Origin of the sequence: Yersinia enterocolitica, assembly GCA_002082245.2 — a bacterium.
GTDB classification, from domain to species: Bacteria; Pseudomonadota; Gammaproteobacteria; order Enterobacterales; family Enterobacteriaceae; genus Yersinia; species Yersinia enterocolitica_E.
On sequence record NBTC02000002.1, the window covers coordinates 781,123 to 802,575 of the forward strand.

Genomic DNA, 21,453 nt, shown 5'->3' on the forward strand with positions numbered 1-21,453 from the left:
ATCACAGAGTTGGGTAGTCGGTATAACCTTTTGCGCCACCGCCATAGAAGGTATCACCATCTGGTTCATTCAACGGAGCCTGTTGTTGCAGGCGGGTTACCAGATCCGGGTTAGAAATATAGCTACGGCCAAAGGCGACGGCATCAATAAACCCTTTATCAATGAGCTCTTCAGCTTTTTCAGCCGTGTATGCACCGGCACCCACAATCACACCTTTGAATTTGGCGCGAACGGCATCACGGAATGCGTCGGAGTAAGGCTTACCACCCGCCCAGTCGGGTTCCGACATGTGCAGATAAGCAATATGACGTTTGTTCAACTCGTCAATGAGGTACAACGCAGCCTCTTCCTGATCCTCGCCATTATCCAAGCCGTTGAATGGCCCCAATGGTGAAATACGAATACCAATATGTTCAGCGCCCCATTCGGCTACTGTCGCATCAACCACTTCCAATGTCAGACGGGTACGGTTTTCAATACTACCGCCGTATTGGTCGGTACGTTGATTGGATGCCGGAGACATAAATTGATGCAGCAGGTAGCCGTGGGCTGCATGCAATTCAATATAGTCAAAGCCAGCTTCACGGGCATTCGCTGTTGCCTGACGGAAATCATTAATGATGCCAGGGATCTCTTCTGTTTCCAGGGCGCGTGGGGTGGAGCAGGGAACGCGTACCCAGGCTCCCGTTTCATCGCGCACGGTGGTGCGGGTATCCGCGGCAATGGCTGAAGGTGCTACCGGCGCTTGCTGACCTGGCTGCAAACTGTTGTGCGAGATACGGCCGACATGCCATAACTGTACAGCAATATGTCCACCGTCTTCATGCACCGCCTGCGTGATTTTTTTCCAGGCGTTTAACTGTTCCTGAGTGTGTAACCCTGGAGCACCCGCATAGCCTTTCGCCTGGAAAGAAATCTGGGTGGCTTCGGTAATAATCAAACCGGCGCTGGCCCGTTGACGGTAATATTCAGCCATCAGAGGAGTTGGAATATCACCTGGCTCAATGCTGCGCAAGCGCGTTAGCGGAGCCATAAATACGCGGTTTGGCAATGTGAGCGCGCCAACTTTCAAAGGGGAGAACAGTTTAGCAGTCTTCATGGTGCGTCCTATATTAATAGACCAGTCAACTAGTAACTGGGTAAATTCTGAAAAACAAAAGTGTTAGCTTCAGAATCATTGGATTATGGGGTTGGTTGTAGAATCAGTTCGATACTTTCTAGCGCACAGGTCAGCGGAGCAACCGATCGTTTCACTTTAGCCCGCAGTGAAGCACCGAGCCACAAGGCATACAGTGTTTCAGCGGTTGCCGCCGGTGAGAGCGTAATGCGCAGCGAGCCCTCAGCAATACCGGCTTCAATGGCATCTTGCAACCGACCAATCACACGGGCAGTGCCGATATCCAATGCATGACGCATAGGTTCGGATAAGTCACTTACCTCTGCTGATAGTTTAACTGCCAGACAAGCATTGTGGCATTCACTGCCACAATAGTTAGCAATAGCTTGAGCAAAATAGTGCAACAAATGGTGGCGCATATCACCTTGTGAATGGGTGAGCAGGCTTTCCATTTCAGCGTCGTAACGATCAAAATAACGCTGTAGCATCGCTTCACCAAAAACTTCCTTAGAACGGAAATAGTGATAAAACGAGCCTTTCGGTATGCCTGCCGTGGTCAGTAACAGGCTGAGACCCATACCATTAAAGCCAAGACGCAGGCTAAGGCTCTCACCGGTTGCTAACAGATGTTCACGGGTGTCTATGTGTGTGTGCTGTATTTTGTTCATGTCGCAGAGCGTAATAGACCAATCGGTCTAGGTCAAGAAAAAAATGCCAGCGGAGGGAAACACTGGCATCAAGCTCACTATCAGGTATTAACTCTTTACGGACTTTTTTGACTAATTCTTTCGCCCTGAGTTCGGCATTTCTGTAGTAAATCTAGTTCTGATTGGTATTCAGTGGTTTGAATATTCATCATGCCCAATAAGGTATGAAACAGATTATCTTGTGATATTTCATCATGTTGTGCACTGGAGGATAAGCACTGACGGTCAATGCCATAGTTTTTTGTATATTCAGGTGATAGCCACATTAGAAATGGTATATGTGTCTGCTGACTTGGGGCGAACATATAAGGGGTACCGTGCAAATACATGCCATTTTCGCCTAATGATTCACCGTGATCAGAGAGATAGACCAGCGCAGTGTTAAAGTTATTATTGTGTTGTTGCAATAACTTAATGGTGTTACCCAACATCGCATCGGTATAAAGAATAGAGTTATCGTAGGTGTTTACCAATTCCTGTGGGGTGCAATCCTGAATTTGGTTGCTATCACAGGTAGGGGAAAACTGGCGAATTTCTGGGGTTGAACGGCGATAATAAGCCGGCCCGTGGCTGCCCATTTGGTGTAAGACAATGACACCGTCACCTTGTAGCCCATTAATATAATTATCTAATTTATAAAGTAATGCGTTATCTAAACAGACCCCGTTCTCGCAATCGGTGGTGAGCTGCAATTGGGTAACATCCTGATGTGGGATGCGATCGCAGGCACCTTTACAACCCCCGTCATTTTCGCGCCATAAGACATTCAAGCCAGCGTGGGCAAGAATATCCATTAAGCCCTCCTGATGACTGGCGAGGGTGGCATCATAATTTTTGCGCGCCATATTCGAGAACATACAAGGTACCGACACCGCAGTTTCAGTCCCGCAGGATGATGCTTTGCTGAAATAGGTAACATCTTGTTTTTTCAGGTTCGGGTTGGTTTCTCGCTCATAACCGCCCAAGGAGAAATTCTCTGCACGGGCAGTTTCACCGACCACGAGAATGACCAGCGTTTTCTTTTGTTGCCCACTAATCAATGGGCCTTTATGGGCATCTTCACCGAGTGTTACCAGTGGCAGATTACGGGTGAAATATTTGTGTTTAGTGAATTGAAAACTGCCACTGACAAAGTTGGATGGAGTTAACATTTTAACGATGTTTTTATTATTACGAATCAACGATGCATAATCTTTATAAAACAGGGCAGCAACCAACAGAATAATCACTGCTGATATCAAAATATTTGCTGCGCGCAGCCCCAACATATACCACCATGGGCGGCTGACCCGAATACGGGCAAAGCAGACCAGGGTCGCAGGAATAATACCTGCCACCAGTAGCCATAGGGTCATACGGGGAGTGAAAAGAGCGGCCGCCTCTTGTGAGTTGGTTTCAAAGGCATTTTGCATCATATTGGCGTCAATGACGGCACCATAACTAAACATAAAATAGTTTGCCGCCGCGCTGCCCAACAGCAATAGAATAATGATTGGCTTATGCAGAAAGGGCACAGCTAACAGGCTAAATATGATGTTCAGTGCACAAAATATCACCACCGGAATTGTCGCGGCGAAGAAGTAACTGTCACTGCTGTCAAAATGGATCAGCGACCAGGCTTTCGCAATAAACAGTGCGTTATGACCCAGAGTGAAAAAGAGTGCACTGGCCAGGATAAAACTCAGGCTGTTACACCGTAACTTATATCGAACATTCATTGTGAAAATGGAATCCTACAGTTCACTAATTACCTGAATGGTATCGAATGAAACTTAAGATAACCTTAGCGGTTAAGGGCCGCGCCTCGGCGCTGATAGCGGATTTTTACAACCGTAAACAAATTGGACTTGCCAGCCGCGGTGAAGCAGTCTTCAATTAAGGTATCAGCCGCAGGAGGCAGCGTGTCTCAGCAACTTGAGTTTTTCGACATTCCCAGTCCGTGCCGTGGCATCTGCCAATCAGATGACCGTGGCTTTTGTCGTGGCTGTCTGCGTAGCAGGGATGAGCGCTTTAATTGGATGAAAATGAGTGACCCGCAGAAACGGGATGTATTGCGTTTATGCCGCCAACGCCTAATGCGCTTGCAGCGTGGTAACAAACAAGTCGATGAGCCGTTACCAGAACAACCTTCCTTATTCTAATTCGCGCTTAATCGGTCTTAAACTTTACCATTTCTGGCTATTTTACCGCTAAGCCCCCGTTTGACCTTTAATTGATGGTTCAGGGAGGATTTAACCTTACCGCCGGTTGTGTATGCTTATAGGTAGATAAACAGATGAGGTAGCTAATAATGGATACACGTAGCCAACTGGCTCCGCTTGGACCTGAATTTTCACGTATGATTTGCGGTTATTGGCGGCTGATGGAATGGGGCATGACGCCTGAGCAGTTGTTGGTTTTTATCGAGCAACACATTGAGTTGGGTATTACTACGGCGGATCATGCTGATATTTACGGCGGTTATCAGTGTGAACAAGCATTTGGCCAAGCCTTACGGCTTAAACCGTCCTTGCGTGACCAACTGGAGCTGGTGAGTAAATGTGGCATTGCCACCACGGCTAAACCGGAACATGCGTTGGGGCACTACATTACGGATAGTTCACATATCATTGCAAGTGCTGAGCAATCATTGGCCCATTTGCACACTGATTATCTTGATTTACTGCTGATTCACCGCCCGGACCCGTTGATGGATGCCGATGAGGTGGCAGAAGCCTTCACCCAACTGCACAAAAGCGGCAAAGTAAAACATTTCGGTGTGTCAAACTTTACCCCTGCGCAATTCAATTTACTGCAATCACGCCTGCCATTCTCGCTGGTAACGAATCAGGTAGAGATTTCCCCGCTACATCAGCCTGCTATTGTGGATGGTACGCTCGATGCTTGCCAGCAACTGCGTATCAAACCCATGGCATGGTCTTGTCTTGGTGGTGGTAGGTTGTTCAGCGACCCGGAGTACCAGGCATTACGTGATGAGTTACAGGCGGTAGCTGACGAAATCGGTGCAGCAAGCATTGAGCAAGTGGTTTATGCCTGGGTGCTACGTTTGCCGTCAGCGCCGCTGCCGATTATTGGTTCTGGCAAGATAGAGCGGGTTAAAGCCGCATGGGCATCACTCTCCTTGACGATGACTCGCCAGCAGTGGTTCCGCATTCGTCGTGCTGCACTGGGTTATGACGTGCCTTAAGCTTCTTTTCTGCGCCAGTAAGCCTCAGGCTGGCGCAGTTTTGCTTTCCTCAGCAGGAGGGGCCAGTTGCAGTTGTGTCAGTGAGCAATATAATCGCCAAATCAGCCCCGCCAGTTCCCGCCCAGAGGCATCGGGGTATTGAGCCAAAATAGCACTCATTCGTTGTAACTCCTGCAATGTTGCGAGTAACGAACTGGGTTGCACACCTTTTTCGGTCATACACCCCTTCAGGCAGTGAATACAAACGTCCCGTACTGCTGACAAGGGTGCAGAGGTGGTTTGCCAATCACGTAATTGCCAGACCACATGGCTACAATTGAGCAATACCATCCCCCAACGCAGCAGCCACAGGCGAGCTGACTGATCTTTACTGAGATTGAGTTGGTTAATTCGATGGTAAATCAGTGATTCGAATTGATTCTGGCTCTGTTGTGGATGGCTACTGATTTGATCAATGAAATCGCGGCGGAGCATCCGAATGATACGTCGACTTTTGCGTTTATCAGAACTGGGGCGCAATAGCTGAAAAGCAACACCAGCTAACATTACGCCGACTAATTTACCAATATTATCATTAAGGAACTCTTGATAATCATAGCTCGGCGGGTTGGTTACACTTAGGAAAGAACCCATAAAGACAATCAATTGTCCCCACAATGAAGCATAGGCCGGATGCTGTAGTTTCATCATCTGCATGGTGATTAAAATGGGGAACAGTACGGCAGCAAATTGCCAGAAATCATCAATCTGTACCATCACACCAAACTTAAGAATAAAACAGCCGATAGAAAGCAGAACAATGGCTTTCAATAGTGTAGCAATACTGTCGGTTGGCGACGGGGTTGCGGAGTAGAGCACGCAACTTACCGCGGCCAATGCCAGTGCAGCACTGCCCGAACTCCACTGCGTATTTATCCAAAATGCACAACCAATAACAATACACACGAAGGTTCGCAGCCCATTATAGGCGGCCTCATAGGTATCGGTATGGCGAGCCAGCGCGGTTACTGGTGGCGGTTGTGGCAGGTCGCTGGCAGATTCTTTATCCAACTGTGTCAGCCAACGATTCACTTGCAAATATAACCAACAAAAATGCTGTAATCGTAACCAGAAGGCGCGGTGTCGATAGTCGAACTCATCATGCGGGGCGATTTGTTGCAGTATTTTGGCCAATTGATATTTATCGCAATCGGGTCGCTGTAGTGTTTGTAGCAACTGTGACAGAACTGGTGTCAGGTTCTCCGGTGGCGTTGGCCAGTTAAGCAACATGCGTCGTAAACTGGTAATTACACTGGTTATACGTAATTGACGATGCAAAATAAAATTCAAGACGTTATTTTGCCGCCGCAAGCGGTAATGGCTCCAAAAGGCCTGGATCCGCAGTACATTCATGGTCAGGATCTGGCCAATTACCCCTTCATGTGAGGCACGTAGCTGGGGGTTATGATCGGTTTGCCACAATAACTCGGCATGTTCCAGTAAGCGAGATTGCATGCGGCGCAGTGAGGTCAGTAATGCTTCGCCGTCGGAGGTGCTCGGCATCAGCATCATCATCAGGCCACCACAAAGAATACCGGTAATTACTTCACACACTCGGGCTTGCGCGATATCAAAAATTTGCTGGGTGCCAGCGGTGTTGACCGTAGAAAAGGCAATAATCGCGGTGGTATAACCGGCTAACGCAAACGCATAAGAAACATTATTTTGATAGTGATTGGAGACAAAAGTACAAAGGGCAATCCAGGCTGCAATGGTAAAGGTAAACAGCCAGGGGTCATTTAGGCAATGGCCGGCAATTACCACGGATGCGGCCGCCCCCAGTAAGCTGCCGATGATGCGACCAATACTCTTGCTGATGACCCCGCCGACGGTGGGGAAACTCACCACCGCAGCGGAGGTCATTGCCCAGTAAGGCTCATCTAAATTCAGCGCAAAGGCAATCCACAGTGATAAGCACATTGCCAATGAATTACGCAATGCATAACGCCACTGACCGGTATTGGCTTTACCCCATGGGGTCTGGTGCCACAGGGGGAAGGAGATACGCATCGTTTAGTCAACCAGTGAAATAGTGCAGGTGGTGCCGGCAATAAGGGTGACATCGGCTGGGACATCCAGCAGTTTGATTCTTACCGGAACCCGTTGGGCCAGCCGTACCCAAGGAACATTAGGTTTTACATCTACCAATAAGTCACCGCTGCTATCAACACTTTGGTCATAAATAGCACGACCAATACTTTCGACTACGCCGCGTAAAGGAATGTTGCCATTATACAAAACAATCTTGGCTTTATTACCTTCTCTAATATGTTTCAACTTGGTTTCTTCGAAATAGCCCATCACATAGAATGAATTGGTATCGATTAGCGCGACTAATGGTATGCCGGCGGTAGCATAGTTACCCACCCGTGTTTGCAAGTTGGTTATATAACCATCGGTCGGCGCATAAATACGGGTTTTGCTGAGATTCCATTTCGCTTGTTCGACATTCGCCACTGCGCCCTGATAGGCCGCTTTCATGCTATCGGCGGTTAAGTTGGCAATGTCGAGATCTTCACCAGAAATGATATTTTTCGGTAAATTTCGCCGACGTTCTGCTTCATGATTCGCTTTAGCCAGGTCAGCTTGCGCCTTCACTAAAGCGGCTTGTGCGTTATCCAGTGCCAGTTGGTAGGGTTGTGGGTCAATCACAAATAATAAGCTACCCGAGCTTACCAACTGGTTATCATGAGCTACTATTTTAACCAGCCGGCCCGACACTTCCGGGGTGATGCTGACCAATTCAGCCCGGACTTTACCATCGCGAGTCCAGGGTGATTGCATGTAGTAGTTCCACATCCACCAACCCGCACAAAGTGCGAGAGCGAAGACAATGACAGAGGAGAAATATTTAAGAGACTGATGATTCATATCAATTTACCAACTGGCTAATATCCATAAAGAAACGCTGACCGCAATGACAAAAATTGACAGATCCATTAATATTGGATGCCAGATGTCACCAGAGTAGATCCAATTCCGTAGGACATGATGGATCAATAGCCAAAACACCAAACCTAGCATAACCGCCTTAAACATCGGCGGGAAATAGATTGAGGCACCTATAACCAAGTCTGTAAGAGGTGCGTTTATGGGTAACACTGATACATACATAAGGTTAATCCTTAATAGGTATTTTTAGCTAAAACATCATTTTTTCTAAAGGATTCGCCGTATTTATTGCTATTACCCTAGCATCGACGGTATATATACATTTGTGTTTTTAATGTTAATTACCCAAAATAGACGGGACTCTGGGAGTTATGCTAGCACGCTAATTAAAAGGAGGGGCAATTGGAATCGACATTAGGATCTGATTTAGCACGATTAGTTCGCGCTTGGCGCGCGCTTATCGACCATCGGTTGAAGCCGCTGGAGTTAACTCAAACGCATTGGGTTACCTTGCATAACATTAATCGTTTACCGCCTGAACAGTCACAAATTCAACTGGCAAAAGCGATTGGTATCGAACAACCATCATTGGTTAGAACCTTAGATCAACTGGAGGAGAAAGGTTTAATCACACGGCATACCTGCGCAAATGATCGCCGTGCGAAGAGGATAAAACTGACGGAGCAGTCTTCACCGATAATCGATACGGTTGATGGAGTCATATGTTCCACCCGTAAAGAAATTCTTGGGGGGATTTCAACAGATGAGATTGAATTGCTATCTGGTCTGATTAATAAGCTTGAGAGCAATATTAACCAATTACAAAGCAAGTAATAATAAAGATTTACGACTCTATTCACAGCAGAAAGAAATATTTTAGTAAAACAAGCCAGAGTTCATTACGAACTCTGGCTTTTACCTGAAGACAGTAATAGCAGAGTTATTAGCGTGGGCTAACGGTAACGGTGCTACCACTGCTCGCTAGCATCACGCGCTGACCGACGCTAAAGCGAGTTGGGCCTTGTTTTTGCACCACCAGAATGGTTGTGCCGTCATCTTTACGGACTTCAAGTTGCACGCCGTCGGTGCGGTTCATTGCGCCCTGAACACCTTGCCCTGCCATACCACCCGCAACAGCACCTGCTGCAGTTGCCAGGCTACGACCAGTACCACCACCAACAGTATTGCCAAGGAAACCACCCAAGACTGCACCGCCAATGGCACCCATAACATTGTTTTCATCGCCACCCTGAATAGTGACTGGGCGTACGGATAGTAGGGTACCGTAAGTCACAGTTTGTACTTGTCGGGCTTCGGATGCGCTGAAGACATCACCGGACAGGGTGCTATTATTGGCACAACCGGTCAGAGTAACCGCAGCGATAGCAACGGCGATTAGTGGCTTGATCATAAAAACTCCTATTAAAAATGCACAACCGTATTACGGTTCAGTATGCCAGGGATATCCAAATCCAGTCCATTGATGGCCCAGTATTTGCGCAGGGCCGATATTTGCACAAAGTATGGCTTACCCAAATGTTTATTTCACTACTTACTTATTTTAACTTTCTGCTTAATTTTTCGACCACCATCGATGGGTACGCAGCTTAGCGGTTTATACTTCAACGAATATTAAACGGCAGTTTAACTTTCTTAAAGTAAGAAATATCACTGCGATAAATGAAAATGTCAGTAAGAGTGACTTTTATGTGACCTTTCCTACAAATAAAAAGTAGCGTTTAGGACAGGCTCCTATAGCGGTATACACTTTAAAAAGTATATCTTTTCAGGGTGTTAATTTTATTATTCTGACTTGGCTTGTGGAAAGTCTTATTGCTATTTTGTCCCTGAATGAGGGAATAAGGTCATTGCTATGAAATCAGGCCGTTTTATTGGAGTGATGTCAGGAACCAGTCTGGATGGGATTGATGTGGTGTTAGCTGCCATTGATGAGCGTATGGTGGCCCAGCAGGCCAGCTATAGTCATCCAATGCCGCTACAGCTGAAAAAAGATATCCTCGGCATGTGTCAGGGCCAGTCTACGACCTTGTCCGCAGTGGGTAAGCTTGATGCCCAACTGGGTATCTTGTTTGCGCAAGCGGTGCAGGGCTTACTGGCAAAAGAAGGCCTTAGCGCACAGGACATTACCGCCATTGGCTGTCATGGGCAAACGGTGTGGCATGAACCGCTTGGTGAACCGGCGTTTACAATACAATTAGGTGATAATAATCGTATTGCTGCGTTGACAAACATTGCTACTGTTGGGGATTTCCGCCGCCGTGATATGGCTTATGGCGGGCAAGGTGCACCTTTGGTACCCGCTTTCCACCATGCGTTACTAGCCCATGCCACCGAGCGGCGCATGATACTGAACATTGGCGGTATTGCTAATTTATCTATGCTATTACCCGATTTGCCGGTGCGGGGGTTTGATACCGGGCCTGGCAATATGTTGATGGATGCCTGGATCTGGCGTAATCGTGCCTTACCCTATGATAAAGATGCGTGCTGGGCACTGTCGGGGCAAGTTAATCAACCGCTGCTTGAGCTTATGTTCAGTGATCCCTATTTTGCCAAGCCTGCTCCAAAAAGTACCGGGCGTGAATATTTCAATGCCGGGTGGTTGGATAAGCAATTGGCGAAGGTGCCGGGGCTGAAACCGGAAGATATTCAAGCAACGTTGGCAGAGTTAACCGCGCTATCAATCGCCGAACAGGTGCAGTTGGCGGGAGGCTGTGAGCGGCTGTTGGTGTGTGGCGGCGGGGCGCGTAACCCGTTGCTGATGTCACGGATGTCAACCTTGTTACCGGGGACGGAGGTGTGCGTAACTGACAATTTTGGTGTGAGTGGCGACGATATGGAGGCTCTGGCGTTCGCCTGGCTGGCATTTCGGACCTTGTCCGGTAAATCGGGTAATTTGCCCTCGGTGACCGGAGCCAGTTGCGAAACCATTTTAGGAGCAGTCTATCCTGTATCGTCACGCTGAGGGTGTTAAGCTGCCATAGGGTACGGTGCCTTATTCCATCAACGAGGACGACATAATGAAACACTTATTTGTTGCAACTTCAGTATTTGGCGTAACAGCAGTATTGATGTTGGCAGGATGCAGTCTGGTTCAACCTAAAAGTGAAACGTTGCATTATCAGTGTGGCACAACCCGGCTGACCGTTGCTCAGGACAACCGCCAAGATAAAGTCAATTTGGTGTTAGATGGTGAACAGTTGACCTTACCTCAGGTGCGTGCAGCTTCCGGCACTAAATATAGCAACGGCCACTATAGCTTCTGGTCGAAAGGAAATAGTGCTTTTGTTGAGCGTGATGGAAAAGTCATTATCAATGACTGTGTTTTGATCAAGTAATCAGGCCGTTGTCTGCTCTGAGTGATTGTGATTCTTGCTCTGCAAGGGCAGAATAATAGTCACTGCTTTCCTGCGCGTTACAGAGCTTATATGACTGACAAGAATGAATTTGATGTTGCAGATTTACGTCGTGAATATATTCGCGGCGGTTTGCGTCGCAGTGATTTAACCGAAAACCCACTGGACTTATTTGAACGTTGGTTAAAACAGGCCTGTGAAGCGCGTTTGCCTGATCCAACAGCTATGTGTGTGGCTACGGTAGCTGCCGATGGTCAACCTTATCAGCGCATCGTGCTGCTGAAGCATTATGATGATCAGGGTATGGTGTTCTATACCAATTTGGGCAGCCGCAAAGCGCAGCAACTGGCTGAAAATCCACATATTAGTCTGTTGTTCCCTTGGCATATGTTAGACCGGCAAGCCATCTTCCTCGGTACCGCAGAACGGCTTTCAACCCTTGAAGTGCTGAAGTACTTCAGTTCCCGCCCGAAAGATAGCCAGATTGGTGCCTGGGTTTCCCAACAATCATCACGTATTTCTGCTCGTGGTGTATTGGAAAGTAAGTTCCTCGAGTTAAAGCAAAAATTCCAGCATGGTGACGTGCCATTGCCCAGTTTTTGGGGCGGGTTCCGCGTTAAGTTTGACTCTGTGGAGTTTTGGCAGGGCGGTGAGCATCGCTTGCATGACCGTTTTATTTATCAACGGCAAGCAGATGCATGGAAAATTGACCGTTTAGCCCCTTGAGAACGATGAAATAATTGTGGTTAAGCCTAGCGCTCGTGTGACGGGCGCTTTATTCTATACCCTTCGTACTTGAAGCCGCAGGGGGTTTTTACGTTCGTTACTCGGCCCACCCCTGAGTCTCGCCTCTGCGAGGCCACGGCAAGCAAATTTGTCACTCTAATCGCTTATTTCTTATTTGAGTAAGCCCAGTGGGATTTATTTGCTTGCTGCCTGGCTGCAACGCCAAGTTTTTTGGGTATAAATCCTCTTTTCCTGGTAAAAGATAATTTTTGTAAAAGACAATTTTTTGTGAAAAACAATGGAGTCGTTGATGACCAGCAGCAACCTGATTAAACAATTGCAAGAGCGGGGCCTCGTTGCCCAGGTTACGGATGAAGACGCGTTAGCAGAGAGACTGGCGCAAGGGCCAATTTCACTGTATTGCGGTTTCGATCCTACCGCAGACAGCTTGCATTTGGGTCATCTGGTTCCGTTGTTGTGCCTAAAGCGTTTCCAACTGGCTGGGCATCGTCCCGTGGCGCTGGTCGGTGGCGCTACCGGTATGATTGGTGATCCAAGTTTCAAGGCTAGCGAACGCAAACTGAATACGGAAGATACGGTTAACGAATGGGTGGAGAAAATCCGCCGTCAGGTTTCGCCATTCCTGGATTTTGATTGCGGTGAAAACAGTGCTATTGCGGCCAATAACTACGATTGGTTTGGTGGCATGAATGTGCTGACCTTCCTGCGTGATATTGGCAAGCACTTCTCTGTTAATCAGATGATCAATAAGGAAGCGGTTAAGCAACGCCTGAATCGCGATGACAGTGGGATTTCGTTTACTGAGTTTTCCTATAACCTGTTACAAGCTTATGATTTCGCTTGCCTGAATAAAGCTCACGGTGTGGCGCTGCAAATCGGCGGCTCTGATCAGTGGGGTAATATTACCTCTGGTATTGATTTGACGCGTCGCCTCCATCAGCAGCAAGTTTATGGCCTGACCGTGCCATTAATTACTAAAGCTGACGGCACTAAATTTGGTAAAACCGAAGGTGGTGCGGTATGGCTTGATCCGAAGAAGACCAGTCCTTACAAATTCTACCAGTTCTGGATTAACACCGCAGATGCCGATGTTTATCGTTTCCTGAAGTTCTTTACTTTCATGAGTATGGAAGAAATTAACGCGCTGGAAGAAGAAGATAAAAACAGCGGCAAAGCGCCACGTGCGCAGTATGTTCTGGCCGAAAATATCACCGGTATGGTCCATGGTGCAGAAGGCCTTGCTGCCGCCAAACGTATTACCGCGAGCTTATTCTCCGGTGATTTAAATGAGCTGACCGAAGCCGACTTCGCTCAGTTAGCACAAGATGGCATGCCGACAATTGAACTGAGCCGCGATGCTGATTTACAACAGGCATTGGTTAATGCTGAGTTGGTCCCTTCTCGTGGGCAGGCGCGTACTATGATTGGTTCTAATGCTGTCGCCATTAATGGTGAAAAGCAGGCAGACCCAGAATACATCTTTACCGATGCTGATCGTCTGTTTGGGCGCTATACCTTATTGCGTCGTGGCAAAAAACATTATTGCCTGATTAGCTGGCTATAAGAATGAAATAAGATAAGGGGCTGAAATGCCCCTTATTTTTTGGCTAATGTTTTGTTAGCTGATGTTTTATTCCAGTCAGCGCTGTATTACAAAGTGGGCATGGGTGCCCTTAACTTTAGGCCGTTCCAATGAAAAATATACTTTCGATTCAGTCTCACGTTGTTTTTGGCCATGCGGGTAATAGTGCTGCTGAATTTCCTATGCGCCGAATGGGGGTCAATGTTTGGCCGCTGAATACCGTCCAGTTTTCCAACCATACGCAATATGGTCACTGGACTGGTTGTGTGATGCCCGCCAGCCATTTGACTGAGATAGTACAAGGCATTGCCGATATTGATCGGCTGAAAGATTGTGATGCGGTATTAAGTGGTTATATCGGTTCACCCGAGCAGGGCGATCATATTCTGGCTGCGGTTGCACGCGTAAAACAAGCCAATCCGAATGCCTGGTATTTTTGTGATCCGGTCATGGGGCATCCAGAGAAGGGCTGTATCGTCGCGCCAGGGGTGGCAGAGTTCTTCTGTAAAGAGGCCTTGCCTGCCAGCGATATCATTGCACCGAACCTGCTTGAACTGGAGCAACTTAGTGGTGTGCGGGTTGAAAGTGTCGAACAGGCCGTTAAGGTTGCTCGTGATCTCTGCGCCCAAGGGCCAAAAGTTGTGTTAGTTAAGCACCTAAGCCGCGCCGGTTATCATGCTGACTGCTTTGAAATGTTATTAGTCACGGCCGATGAGGCATGGCATATCAGCCGTCCGCTGGTGGACTTTGGTGCCCGCCAACCGGTCGGTGTGGGTGATTTGACCAGTGGTTTATTGCTGGTGAACTTGCTGAAAGGTGAAGCACTGGATAAGGCACTGGAGCATGTTACTGCCGCTGTATATGAAGTGATGCTGAAAACTCAGGAGATGGGTGAGTATGAACTTCAGGTTGTCGCCGCTCAGGATGGAATTGTTAATCCCGTCAGTAAATTCTCTGCCATCAAGTTATAATCCCAGCTATACAGTGCCCCTTAATGGAGGGGCACTCTAATTAATCAAAGGACTTATTTCTTAACGTCTTCTGCGGCTAATGCGGCTTTAACGGCTGGGCGTTCTGCTACACGGCCCATATATTTATCCAAATTACTGCGCTGGGTAATATCAAGTTTCAGCGCACTCGCCCAACGAGTGACAGTAAATAAATAGGCGTCAGCCACGCTGAATTTTTTGCCTAACAGATAATCGTGTTGTGCTAATACGCTGTCTACATAACTGAATTGTTTATTCAGCCGCTCACGTGCGATCGTTTTATAGTCATCTGGTGTTTTCGGGTTAAACAGTGGGCTGAAACCTTTATGTAATTCAGTCGCAATGAAGTTTAGCCACTCAATGGCATGATAGCGGGAAAGGGTCCCTGATGGGGCAATCAGGTGGCGGTCTGGCACCATATCTGCCAGATATTGCACGATAGCAACACCCTCAGTGAGCAGGCTGCCATCATCCAGTACCAAGGCGGGTACCTGTCCTTTTGGACTGATGCTTAAATAGTCTTCACCCGTTTCAGTTATTTTGGCCACCAGATCGACACTCTCAATACTAAAATCTAACCCTGCTTCACGTAATACAATATGTGGAGACAGAGAGCAGGCACCGGGTTTATAGAACAATTTCATCACAAACTCCTTAATCGATCACTGAAAGAAAAAAGCTTCCTTAATCCTAAGGCAGGCGAGGGAAAAATGCTGCTAGCGGTGTAATATAATTGTGCGGGAAATAAAATTAGTCGCAGAAATAAAGTGTTGTCCTACAGCAGTGAGTATCCACCGCTGTAGGTAATCCCTGTCTGTTATTATCAGGCAGTGGAAATCAGTTACCGTGGTGGGCGAGTGCTGATCGATGCGGACCAGCTAAAAGTGGTGGTACTTGGTGCGGTTTTTTTGGTTTTTCTTTCTACGCGGGTTAACTTGGCGACTTGTTCCCGAGCGTTCATGATTTTATCTATTGCTTCTTCTCTTACTTTATTCTGTTCTGAATTGGTTAAAGCCCTTCCTAAATTTATTCTGGCTCTATCGAGTTGCGTTTTGACGTCACGTTGCTCACTTTCGGTCATTTCTTTTAATGTTAGCCTTTTCATTTTTTTCGCCTTGTTTGCATCAGTCTTACTCAGTGTACAACCTTATCCTGCGTGTGGATGTAAGAGATTGCGATCTGGGCGACATTAATCACCATAAAAGCCTGATATTAGCCCCAGTCAAAGCTAATAAAGCGAGAACCAACGGAGTAACAGCCACCGCTCTCTGTAAATGTTATCAGGAGCGGTGTTAACGAAGGGAAGGTTTGGAGGTCATAATAGCCGTGAACCGTAACCCCACAGCAATACAGTCAGACCAAGGAGTAACTCTAATACCAGCACGCCGATAGCAAATGTGGAACCGGAGAAGATAAAACCTTCTTGTCGGTCTATATTCAGGAAGGTGGGGATGCCCAAATACATCAGGTAGCCTGCATAGCAGAGTGCAATGATGCCAACCAATAAGCACAACCAGATAATCGGGTAGAGGGCAACCACGCCACCTAAAAACATGGGCGTTGCAGCATAACCGGCGAATAAGGTACAGCTTTGCCAACTAGGCCGGCTCTCATAGCGGCGGGCCATCCAATAAATCACTCGTCCCATGAGAGCTACCGCCGCCAAAATCAAAACATAGAAAATAATGGCAAAATAGAGTGCGGTAAGGGGAGCCAGTTTTATTATCTGACCATCACCAAAGTTCCAGCCCACTTGTGTGGTGCCGATAAACGCGCAAATCACGGGAATGGCAGCCATTAAAAGGACGTGATGGGCATACAGGTGGCGGACACTTTCCCCCTCGCGTTTAATTTGCTGCAATTCCTGACTAGGACGGGTCAGAAGCCCCCATACATGGTTTATCATAAATCACCTCCTTGCCGGTTATTGACCGCAAATAACAGACGGGTTTCATTCTGATATCGCTCAAAATGGGGTTAACGCTGTGCGGTCTGTTATCAGTATAGTTTATTTTTTGCGCACAAATAATGTGATGAAGTTATCATTGATAAGGCGAGTGATATTCATCATCTCAGTAAATGTTTAAGATGAATCAGTGAATTAATCAGGTATTTTAATCAGGAGCCGTTTATGGGTATTCAGGGAAATGATAGTCGAATTGACAACATAGAGTTTGCCGTCGGTGATATTGCTCGCTCGAAGGATTTCTATGGCAAGGTATTCAATTGGCGCTTTACTGACTATGGCCCAGGATATTGTGAGTTTACCGATGGCCGACTGACCGGTGGCTTCACCACCCTGAGTGACGTTCAGCCCAACGGTGGGCCGTTAATCATTTTGTATGCTGATGATCTTGAACAGACGCAAAAACGGTTGGAAGAAGCGGGAGCCTCTATTGTGCTGGCGATATTTACTTTCCCCGGCGGGCGTCGTTTCCACTTTACCGACCCGGATGGCTATCAGTTGGCGGTATGGTCTGATAAATAAGTATTGAATTTAGGACTTATTCTCGCCAAACGACAGGCTGTCTGAGTTTTACGTGGGAGTTGGCAGGATAAAGTGCTTAGCACGCGTGCTTTATCCTGCCGGGCAATTATGCGGCGGTTACTGGGGTCGCTTTATTACTCTCTGTTGGTGCGAGAGTCATGCGATACAGTTTTGGTGCAGTGAGCATCATCAATACTGCGATAATGGCAGTGACAATACCAATCTGCATAAATACATGGCTATAGATTGCCAGTGATGCATGGGCATCAGTAATATCACTTGGCACCGCAGTTAATGCTGCAACTTTACCGGCGATCAGGGCTGCTGCTGCTGTCGTCAGGAACCATGAACCCATGATGAAGCCCATCAAGCGCTGAGGTACCAACTGCGCAACCATCGCCAGGCCGAGGCCCGAAATCATCAGTTCCCCGATACTTTGCAATGCGTAGCTCAGGATCAACCAGTTAACGGACACAATGCCATGTTCGTTGGCGAAGCTGGCACCCCATGGTAGAACCAGGAAGGCCGCAGAGCAGAGCACCATACCGAAAGCAAACTTGTGTGGCATTGGCAGTCGGTCACCCATCTTATTATAGATAGCCGCCAGTATTGGGCTGGCTACCATGATCCAGAACGGGTTCAGCGCCTGATACTGTTCTGGTTCGAAGGTAATACCAAAGATTGAATGCTCAACGTTATGAATAGCAAAGAAGTTCAGCGACGTTGGCATTTGGCTATACAGCACAAAGAACACCACCGCTTCCAGCATCAGTAAGAATGCCACAATCATTCGGCGGCGGGCAGTGCCATGCAGAGAGAAGGTCTCTTTGGCAAAGATACAGATGATGCCCAGAGATACTAATGCCAACGCCCAACGTGCCACTATTTGGTTATGCAGCAACCAGCTTGACAGCGTGACCAGTGCAACCACACCCACCAATACCATCAGTAACTTTTTAATCTGTAGTGGTGCAAAGTCAGGTTTTGAACCTTGATTTTTTACCCATTTACGACAGAACCAGAAGTTTACCAAGGTGATCAACATACCCACTACGCTCAGTGAGAATGCGACGCTCCAGCCATACTTCGCGGCTAACCATGGGGTGGCCAGCATAGAGAAGAATGAACCGATATTGACGGACATGTAGTACATGGTGAATGCGCCGTCTAAACGCGGATCATCTTTGTTATAGCATGTTGACAGCAGAGAGGATGGGTTGGCTTTGAACAAACCATTACCAACCGCAATGGTCGCCATACCCAGATAAACCCAGAAAATGTCATGGCCGGAGTAGGCAATCATGGCATAACCAACTGCCAGCGTTAATGCACCAAGTACGATGACACGTTTGGCACCGAGCACCTTATCGCCTAACCAGCCACCGATGGCCACAAAGCCATAGACCAGTGCACTGAAGGATGAGAACAAGGTGATGGAGTCGGCTTCGCTCATCCCGAGCATTTTTACCAGATAGACGGCCATGATCCCTTGCAGGCCGTAATAACCAAAGCGCTCCCAAAGCTCGATAGAGAAGATCAGGTAAAATGCTTTTGGTTGTTTGAAAGCATTCATACTGATGCTTTCGGATTGCTCACTGTTGGGTGGCTGTTGACTGTTGTTTGCTGTTGACACGGGGACCTCTGTTTTTCACTACCGACCACAAATGGTGGGAGAGACAAAAGTGAATGCGCGAACCGGCATCCTTTTGCATTGTTATAAGATGTTTAGCGGCGGTTAATGTTCACTATCTTTGTCAACGAGACAAGGCTTTTGCAATATTCTGTTACATATATCTCAGGCAGGGCTATGCGACCATGTTACAAATGTTATGCAGTATTAACGTTTATGTTTTAGCTGTTTGACGATTTTTTGTTTTGATTAAAAGCTGAACTGATTTTATTTGGTGGTATATTCTGCTATTTGATTGGTTAGTGGTTTATATGGTCAGATGTGAGTGAATAAACAATTCAATATTGTGGTTATTGTGAATAATCTGAAATTATCCAAATTTCGTTCAAATGTTAATCAGTAAAATGCCTGAGTTGAAAGATGAAATGGGATCTGGATCAGATAGCTGTGTAAATTTTTCGCGCGAAAAAGGCCAGCACGGCAAAACATGCCACCAAGGGACGATGGTATACTGGATAGAATCATGAAAATCTGAGTATCTGTATGGATATCAAGCAACTGGTCTATCTCTGTAATCTGGAGCGCGAGCGCCATTTTGGTCGTGCGGCTGAGGCCAGCTTTGTCAGCCAGCCAACATTGTCGATGCGTCTGAAAAACCTGGAGCGGGAACTGGGGGTGGCACTGATAAACCGGGGTAATAATTTCGAAGGATTTACCGCCGAAGGTGAGCGCGTATTAGCCTGGGCCAGAGAGATTGTCTCTGTCTATCAAGGGCTAAAGTTAGAGGTGGAGTCCCTTAAACATGGTTTAAACGGCACGCTGCGTATTGGTGTAGTACCACAATGCAGTATCTCGTTGGCACTATTACTTAAAAGTGCCAGTGAACGCTATCCCCATCTGGATTACCGTGTTTCAGTGTTAAGTGCTGACCAATTACTGGAAGCTTTAACCGGTCACTCGGTCGATGTGGGCATTGGTTTTTTTGAATTGACCACCTTGAATGAGCTGCATTTTCAGGTACAACCGCTAGTTGACGGGGGCATTGACCTGGTGTTTCACCCCGGACATTTCCCTGATTTGATGGGGACTGAGCCGCTGGCACTGGCCCAGGTAGCACAACTGCCGCTCTGCCTGGCTGAACCCAGCCGTTACTTCCGCCGCTATCTGGATAACAGTTTTCGTGATGCCGGTCTGCCGCTGCATGTGCGGCTGGAAAGTACTTCTATCTTTCAGTTGTTACAAGGAATCTTTGTCGGTTTAGGCTGTGGCTTGTTCCCGCAGGGTAGTCTACTTGAGGATATGTCACCCGACCTGCAACGGCGGCCGGTGGATATTTTGAAGATGAGTCGGCATGCTGCTGTCGTGGTGGCTGAACCAGGGCGAGTTACACCGCTGGCCCAGCACTTTTTTGATGTCGCTAAAACGTGGTTGGCTACCGACTAAAACACTGCAATCCGCAATTGCGGGCGAGTATCAAACAGCTTGCCCCAGCGTTTGTCTTAACCGGTTGGTCCATCCGGCTGCGGCGGTGTCGAAGATGATACTCACCAGTTGCTGATTACTGACACCCAGAGCTAACAATGGACTGATATGTTGATGGCTAAAGCGTTCTGGTGCGCGAGTCAACTCGGCTGCGGCATAGATAAGCCAGTGGATAATCTGCTCATCAGATTGAGTCGCCAAAGCGTTATCAATCCCCGCGTCAAGTGACGTTATCAATGTGGTGTTAGGGGTTAATTGGTGCAATTGGTGTTTATGGATAGCCAGACAGTAGCGACTGCCATTGATGCGCGCAGTCACCAACGCCACCAATGCCAGCCAATCAGGTGGCAGCAACGGAGGATAATGTTGGCGGGTGATAATGGTGCGGTACGCGAGCAGACTTTGCTGATGGTGTTGTAGCAACTCACTGAGGGTTATCTCTGCGTCATCTGACGATGGCTCAGATGAAATGACCTCATTGATTGTCTTTGAGGGTAACCAACCTTGCCATTGCGCTACAGATGACGCTATCAAGCCTGCGGGAGCATCTTCCATGCGCGGAAAACCGGGCAATATTACCGTAGGATATCCAGCGAGTGCACAAAGGGCTGCCACTACTCTGGCTTGATAACTAACAAAACCAATAATCTGCGATAAAACAATAATATCTGTAGCGGTTAAACCTACATCAGCGAGTTGTTGCAAAGCATGCTTATCAATTAATGTCGGCTGACTGGCCAGTTGACGGGCATATTGTGTTATCTGTGTCAATCGCATATTACTTTCCCGCGATGCGTCCGGGCTGGAAAGTGGCGTCAGGCGGGCGGCATAATGGCTGCACAACCGTTGAACCCCGGTAACTTGTGCCACCGTCAGTGCGGTACTTAAGCGGTCATACAGTGAAAAGGTGTGGTCTCGGTTCAGCTCGACAGTGAGCGGGAAAAGTGCCTGATACATTGCATCTGAGGCAGACAAAATCGCCGCATGCTGGCGTAACGGGTCATCTAATCGGGCGGGAATAGTATCGGCTAAGCCAAGCAAAAAGATACCCTGTTCAATGCTGTTCTCATTTGTCAGCAGATTATCGCCATTACAACTATTAGCACTGTAACTCTCCTCGGTGACGGGGGCGGCGTAGATCTCCGGGTTACCGCTGCGTTGAGTTTCATGATACCAATGGGCATTATCCTGTTGTCGAAATTGCACCATGATGACC

At 47.6% G+C, this 21,453-nt stretch carries 22 protein-coding genes; 10 read left to right on the top strand and 12 right to left on the bottom strand.

Features of this window, described 5'->3' with window-relative positions; genetic code table 11:
* Position 1: 1 nt before the first annotated feature.
* The 3 genes from A6J66_004920 to A6J66_004930 all read right to left on the bottom strand — a co-directional run bounded on the left by A6J66_004920 (position 2) and on the right by A6J66_004930 (position 3,542).
* Positions 2-1,099 (bottom strand): alkene reductase, encoded by a 1,098-nt coding sequence (locus tag A6J66_004920; GenBank protein PNM23593.1) that lies wholly within the window; start codon positions 1,097-1,099, stop codon positions 2-4.
* Positions 1,100-1,182: 83 nt separating this feature from the next.
* The gene (locus A6J66_004925; protein PNM23594.1) at positions 1,183-1,785 is read right to left on the bottom strand and encodes a TetR/AcrR family transcriptional regulator; all 603 of its coding nucleotides are present in this window, start codon (positions 1,783-1,785) and stop codon (positions 1,183-1,185) included.
* A 95-nt stretch (positions 1,786-1,880) separates the two neighbouring features.
* Positions 1,881-3,542 carry a phosphoethanolamine transferase EptA gene (locus A6J66_004930; GenBank protein ID PNM23595.1) on the bottom strand — a complete coding sequence of 554 codons (1,662 nt, stop codon included), beginning with the start codon at positions 3,540-3,542 and terminating at the stop codon, positions 1,881-1,883.
* A 183-nt stretch (positions 3,543-3,725) separates the two neighbouring features.
* Here A6J66_004930 and A6J66_004935 point away from each other — a divergent pair, with 183 nt between their 5' ends.
* Positions 3,726-3,965, top strand: coding sequence for a DUF1289 domain-containing protein (locus tag A6J66_004935; protein PNM23596.1), 240 nt, complete (start codon positions 3,726-3,728; stop codon positions 3,963-3,965).
* A 149-nt stretch (positions 3,966-4,114) separates the two neighbouring features.
* The gene (locus tag A6J66_004940) at positions 4,115-5,011 is read left to right on the top strand and encodes an oxidoreductase (protein ID PNM23597.1); all 897 of its coding nucleotides are present in this window, start codon (positions 4,115-4,117) and stop codon (positions 5,009-5,011) included.
* Positions 5,012-5,035: 24 nt separating this feature from the next.
* Here A6J66_004940 and A6J66_004945 read toward each other — a convergent pair whose 3' ends face one another.
* Genes A6J66_004945 through A6J66_004955 form a run of 3 tightly spaced genes read right to left on the bottom strand, consistent with a single transcriptional unit; the run spans position 5,036 to position 8,164 of the window.
* On the bottom strand, positions 5,036-7,060 hold the full coding sequence (locus A6J66_004945; protein ID PNM23598.1) for an FUSC family protein: 2,025 nt from the start codon (positions 7,058-7,060) through the stop codon (positions 5,036-5,038).
* Between the two features lie 3 nt (positions 7,061-7,063).
* Positions 7,064-7,921 (bottom strand): HlyD family secretion protein, encoded by an 858-nt coding sequence (locus tag A6J66_004950; protein ID PNM23599.1) that lies wholly within the window; start codon positions 7,919-7,921, stop codon positions 7,064-7,066.
* A gap of 6 nt (positions 7,922-7,927) precedes the next feature.
* Entirely contained in the window at positions 7,928-8,164 is a 237-nt protein-coding gene (locus A6J66_004955; protein PNM23600.1) for a DUF1656 domain-containing protein, read from the bottom strand.
* A gap of 180 nt (positions 8,165-8,344) precedes the next feature.
* Between A6J66_004955 and A6J66_004960 the strand changes: the two genes are divergently transcribed.
* Positions 8,345-8,776: a transcriptional regulator SlyA gene (locus A6J66_004960; protein PNM23601.1), complete on the top strand. Its 432-nt coding sequence runs from the start codon at positions 8,345-8,347 to the stop codon at positions 8,774-8,776.
* 109 nt (positions 8,777-8,885) lie between these two features.
* Here A6J66_004960 and A6J66_004965 read toward each other — a convergent pair whose 3' ends face one another.
* Complete coding sequence (locus tag A6J66_004965) at positions 8,886-9,353, bottom strand: glycine zipper 2TM domain-containing protein (protein PNM23602.1); 468 nt, start codon at positions 9,351-9,353, stop codon at positions 8,886-8,888.
* 462 nt (positions 9,354-9,815) lie between these two features.
* On the opposite strand from A6J66_004965, the gene A6J66_004970 reads away from it, so the two are divergent.
* The 5 genes from A6J66_004970 to A6J66_004990 all read left to right on the top strand — a co-directional run bounded on the left by A6J66_004970 (position 9,816) and on the right by A6J66_004990 (position 14,619).
* Positions 9,816-10,928, top strand: a complete 1,113-nt coding sequence (locus A6J66_004970) for an anhydro-N-acetylmuramic acid kinase (protein ID PNM23603.1) — start codon at positions 9,816-9,818, stop codon at positions 10,926-10,928.
* Positions 10,929-10,983: 55 nt separating this feature from the next.
* Entirely contained in the window at positions 10,984-11,301 is a 318-nt protein-coding gene (locus tag A6J66_004975) for a lysozyme inhibitor (GenBank protein PNM23604.1), read from the top strand.
* Positions 11,302-11,391: 90 nt separating this feature from the next.
* A complete protein-coding gene (gene pdxH, locus A6J66_004980; GenBank protein PNM23605.1) occupies positions 11,392-12,045 on the top strand; it encodes a pyridoxamine 5'-phosphate oxidase in 654 nt (217 codons plus the stop codon).
* 310 nt (positions 12,046-12,355) lie between these two features.
* Positions 12,356-13,630, top strand: coding sequence for a tyrosine--tRNA ligase (locus A6J66_004985; protein ID PNM23606.1), 1,275 nt, complete (start codon positions 12,356-12,358; stop codon positions 13,628-13,630).
* Positions 13,631-13,758: 128 nt separating this feature from the next.
* Positions 13,759-14,619: a pyridoxal kinase PdxY gene (locus A6J66_004990; GenBank protein ID PNM23607.1), complete on the top strand. Its 861-nt coding sequence runs from the start codon at positions 13,759-13,761 to the stop codon at positions 14,617-14,619.
* 53 nt (positions 14,620-14,672) lie between these two features.
* On the opposite strand, the gene A6J66_004995 is transcribed toward A6J66_004990, so the two are convergent.
* The 3 genes from A6J66_004995 to A6J66_005005 form a co-directional block, all read right to left on the bottom strand.
* Positions 14,673-15,281 (bottom strand): glutathione transferase GstA, encoded by a 609-nt coding sequence (locus A6J66_004995; protein PNM23608.1) that lies wholly within the window; start codon positions 15,279-15,281, stop codon positions 14,673-14,675.
* A gap of 197 nt (positions 15,282-15,478) precedes the next feature.
* The gene (locus A6J66_005000; GenBank protein PNM23609.1) at positions 15,479-15,742 is read right to left on the bottom strand and encodes a hypothetical protein; all 264 of its coding nucleotides are present in this window, start codon (positions 15,740-15,742) and stop codon (positions 15,479-15,481) included.
* Between the two features lie 210 nt (positions 15,743-15,952).
* Entirely contained in the window at positions 15,953-16,543 is a 591-nt protein-coding gene (locus A6J66_005005; protein ID PNM23610.1) for a YIP1 family protein, read from the bottom strand.
* Between the two features lie 225 nt (positions 16,544-16,768).
* Here A6J66_005005 and A6J66_005010 point away from each other — a divergent pair, with 225 nt between their 5' ends.
* Complete coding sequence (locus tag A6J66_005010) at positions 16,769-17,125, top strand: VOC family protein (protein PNM23611.1); 357 nt, start codon at positions 16,769-16,771, stop codon at positions 17,123-17,125.
* A 106-nt stretch (positions 17,126-17,231) separates the two neighbouring features.
* On the opposite strand, the gene A6J66_005015 is transcribed toward A6J66_005010, so the two are convergent.
* The gene (locus tag A6J66_005015) at positions 17,232-18,758 is read right to left on the bottom strand and encodes a dipeptide/tripeptide permease DtpA (protein ID PNM23612.1); all 1,527 of its coding nucleotides are present in this window, start codon (positions 18,756-18,758) and stop codon (positions 17,232-17,234) included.
* 540 nt (positions 18,759-19,298) lie between these two features.
* Here A6J66_005015 and A6J66_005020 point away from each other — a divergent pair.
* Positions 19,299-20,198: a LysR family transcriptional regulator gene (locus A6J66_005020; GenBank protein PNM23613.1), complete on the top strand. Its 900-nt coding sequence runs from the start codon at positions 19,299-19,301 to the stop codon at positions 20,196-20,198.
* 30 nt (positions 20,199-20,228) lie between these two features.
* On the opposite strand, the gene A6J66_005025 is transcribed toward A6J66_005020, so the two are convergent.
* Positions 20,229-21,446, bottom strand: coding sequence for a hypothetical protein (locus tag A6J66_005025; GenBank protein PNM23614.1), 1,218 nt, complete (start codon positions 21,444-21,446; stop codon positions 20,229-20,231).
* Positions 21,447-21,453: the final 7 nt, after the last annotated feature.